Origin of the sequence: Leptotrichia sp. OH3620_COT-345 (assembly GCF_003932895.1) — a bacterium.
Lineage (GTDB): Bacteria > Fusobacteriota > Fusobacteriia > Fusobacteriales > Leptotrichiaceae > Pseudoleptotrichia.
Genome location: NZ_RQYW01000038.1, coordinates 1 through 3,090 on the forward strand (window position 1 = coordinate 1; position 3,090 = coordinate 3,090).

The 3,090-nt window shown below is 34.2% G+C and carries 6 protein-coding genes; all 6 read right to left on the bottom strand.

Annotated features, from left to right (window positions below; all coding sequences use genetic code 11):
* Nucleotides 1-668 (bottom strand): BppU family phage baseplate upper protein (locus EII29_RS11065; protein WP_125237572.1); only part of this gene is annotated, 668 nt, incomplete at its 3' end.
* 56 nt (nt 669-724) lie between these two features.
* Nucleotides 725-1,090: a hypothetical protein gene (locus EII29_RS11070; RefSeq protein WP_036853152.1), complete on the bottom strand. Its 366-nt coding sequence runs from the start codon at nt 1,088-1,090 to the stop codon at nt 725-727.
* Nucleotides 1,081-1,419, bottom strand: a complete 339-nt coding sequence (locus tag EII29_RS12930; RefSeq protein WP_036853151.1) for a hypothetical protein — start codon at nt 1,417-1,419, stop codon at nt 1,081-1,083. Before EII29_RS12930 ends, EII29_RS11070 begins: the two co-directional genes overlap by 10 nt.
* The gene (locus EII29_RS11080) at nt 1,409-1,723 is read right to left on the bottom strand and encodes a hypothetical protein (protein WP_036853150.1); all 315 of its coding nucleotides are present in this window, start codon (nt 1,721-1,723) and stop codon (nt 1,409-1,411) included. Before EII29_RS11080 ends, EII29_RS12930 begins: the two co-directional genes overlap by 11 nt.
* A complete protein-coding gene (locus EII29_RS11085; protein ID WP_002820020.1) occupies nt 1,723-1,986 on the bottom strand; it encodes a hypothetical protein in 264 nt (87 codons plus the stop codon). Before EII29_RS11085 ends, EII29_RS11080 begins: the two co-directional genes overlap by 1 nt.
* Before the next feature lie 20 nt (nt 1,987-2,006).
* The coding region (locus tag EII29_RS11090) for a phage major capsid protein (protein ID WP_125237573.1) at nt 2,007-3,090 on the bottom strand (1,084 nt) is incomplete at its 5' end.

The following is a 3,090-nucleotide window of genomic DNA, read 5'->3' on the forward strand; positions in this document are numbered from 1 at the left end:
TTTTTGGCTTCACGTTCAGCTTGTTTTGCTGTTTCTTGAGCAGTTGTTACATTTTGATTTGTGATTAATAAATCTGATTGTTCAGCTTTTGTTGAAATTGCAATCCCTTGCCTGCTGACATCAGCTTGTAAGTTGTTCAAGTCTGTTTGATTGGCTTTAAGCTCAATATTGCTCTTGTTTGATTCAGTTTGAGCATGTAAGTCATTCAACTCACTACGCATTACTTGTGGCATATTTTCCAATAATAATTTTGTAAAATCATCAATCTTATTATTTACTTCTTGAGCTAAATCTGTAACCGTAGAATTATCTGATATAAACGTAAGGTTCTTGCTGACGATAACCTGCTCTTTATCTTCATTGAGAAGTATTAAGTTCGCTTCAATAACTCCAGTTTCTGTCATTTCGGTAGGAATTACTAAAATAAACTCTCCCTTAGTTAAGTTTTCAGGAGGAATCATAACAAAACCTGAATTACTGCTATTAGTATATTGATATGTAAGTTTTAATGAATGGCCAGTCAAATCAATTTCGCCTCCATTATCAAGTATTTTAATTGACAATGTTCTAGCGTTGACGTCGCCTTGCATTATTTGAATTGGTTGTGGGAAGCCTTTATTGACCGTATCCCATACAATCGCTCTATTTTTAAAATTATCTAAACTCATTAAAAAATACCATTATTGTTAATTTCAATCAAATGTAATTAAACCACTTTCTACTTTTATAATTTCATTGAATTAGCATAAATAGCGCCTTTTTTCAATGTTGTTTTAACGTCTTGCATACCTTTTTTATTTCTTAAAAAGTACATACCATGATAACCGCTAGTATAATTAGCTCTAGTACCTGCGTCAATAACTATTTTATCGCCTTTTTTAACTTGTTTTAAGTTACTTGATAATTGACCAGTATTTTGGTATCTAGCATAAGTATAGGTGTGACCATGACTTCTAATTAATCTAGTTCTTCGGCTTGCACTATTCGCTTTAGCTTTAAATTCTGCTTCAAACCAGTCGCCCATGCGTTCTGTTACTTTAGTTTGCATTTCTTTAGCTATGCTTGCTGTATTAAGTAAATTCATTGCCATGCTTGACCACCTGCACCACAAGGCAAATAAACAGTACCAGTATAATTGTACAAATGGCTATTCTCTGACCAGTTCGTCATATTCCAACCGTTTTGTAAAACATTTCCGACTAGTTCTACAAGTTCATCGTCAACATCTTTAACAGATAAAACAACTTGATAATAGTAACCCATGACAAAGCTCGTATTATCCATTTTAATGACCTTTGAGTCACTAAGTGATAAATATACCGTCTTGTCTTCTATCGTGTCCTTAACACCTAAAATAACGTCATTTAGAGGCATTGTAAGCAAATTGTTGTACCAATCTATATAAGAATCAAATTCCATTGCTTACTACCCCCTCTAAAATCATCTTGTTATTCTTAGGGTTTCTTTCCCATGTTGTACGCTTGAAAGTTTCGCCTTTTTCGTCCAAGAAATAGTTGAAAATCAAGTCTTCCATTTCTCCGATTCCGTTAAGCTCGTATCTTACGTTTTTACCTAGCCCAATCATAGAAAACTCATCAAGCCTTGTCTGACTAATTCTCTGTTTAACTGCTGGTAAAACGATAGGCTTTATAACATTAGCTTCTGCACCGTTCTTCTTCTTAACAGTCGTTTCTACCTGTAATGTAACTTGTGAGAATATCATTAAATACCTCCATAATACATTAACTCTTGCAAAGAAGCCAAACGTTTCATTTCAGCATTTCGCCATTGTTCTGCTGGTTCATCAACAATATTAAGCCGACAATAACAAGAAATAAAGTCTTTAACTAATACGCTTGTTTCGTCAGCTTTAATACCATTTTTTTCTAGCAATTTAATAGCTATTGAACGGAATAAGATAAGTTTACTATCATAAGCTGTTACTAAAATCGGAATACCACAATAGACCTTAATATAATCTATCATTTACTTCCTCCATTTTATTCTTATGCTACTGTAATTACTGCACCAGCGTTATAAGTTTCAACATGACCGCTTGTTAGTGTTTCTACCAAAATCATGTTGCTGTTAGTTTTCCATTCAAAGGCATCAACTTTTGTAAGGTCTTGCATGTCAATGTGATACTTTTGGTCTACCAATACAGTAGGTTTGAGTGCTTTTGAACCTGTATAGACAATAATTTCATCTACTCCAACTTCAGAGGCAATTTCAGCGTCATCATTTTTAATACGAACGTGAGCATTTGCAGTTGCTTGACGTAACTCATCTAACAAGGCTTTACGGTCTTCTGCTTTAACAATCAAATAACGACGTCCAGCAGTAGGGCGAACAAAGTCAACCGCTTCTTCAATAGCGTCAGCAAATGGAGTTTTGCCAGCTGATTTGGCTTTTGTAGTAATCTTTTTGATTTTTTTGACGTCTGCTTCTTTTTCAATTGATTTAAAACCGTTTGTTCCGTCACCCTCAATAAGCGCAAGGTCAACAATTTTATTAACAATAGCTTGTGTAAGTTCCGCTACAATCAAGTTGTAAAGTTCAGAATATGACATTTGAAGTCGTTTAACACGTTCAGCAAGTGATTGCAATTTATAAACCATTACAGGTTCAAGAGTATCAATAGTGAGAGCTGCAGCCTGTTCTACTTTTTGTTGTCCGTCTTTGTGGAGATTTGCTTCATTAGCTGAATCAAATGAGCGTGATACGAGCAAAGCGCCGACATTTGTAACACGGAATACTTTGAACACTGGGTTAGTATTTAACAAAACTGTGTTGATTGAATCAACCAATTTACGTGGAAGCTCAAAAGTTTTATCTGTGATAGTTACACCATTTTCAGCAAGTTTTGCGCTCCAAGCGTTTTTAATTTCTGATTTTCCAGAGTTCTTTTTCAATACATCAAAAAATTCTGTTACAGCGTTTTGTGATTCAATAAAGTTTGTCATTTTATCTTTTCCTTTTGGTTTTTCTTCCTGTGCGTTAAGTTCATTCTCAATTTTGATAATTTCAATTGAATTTTCTGAAAGTGTTTTTTCCAATTCTTGTACTTTTGGCAAGTCTTCAATTGCATTT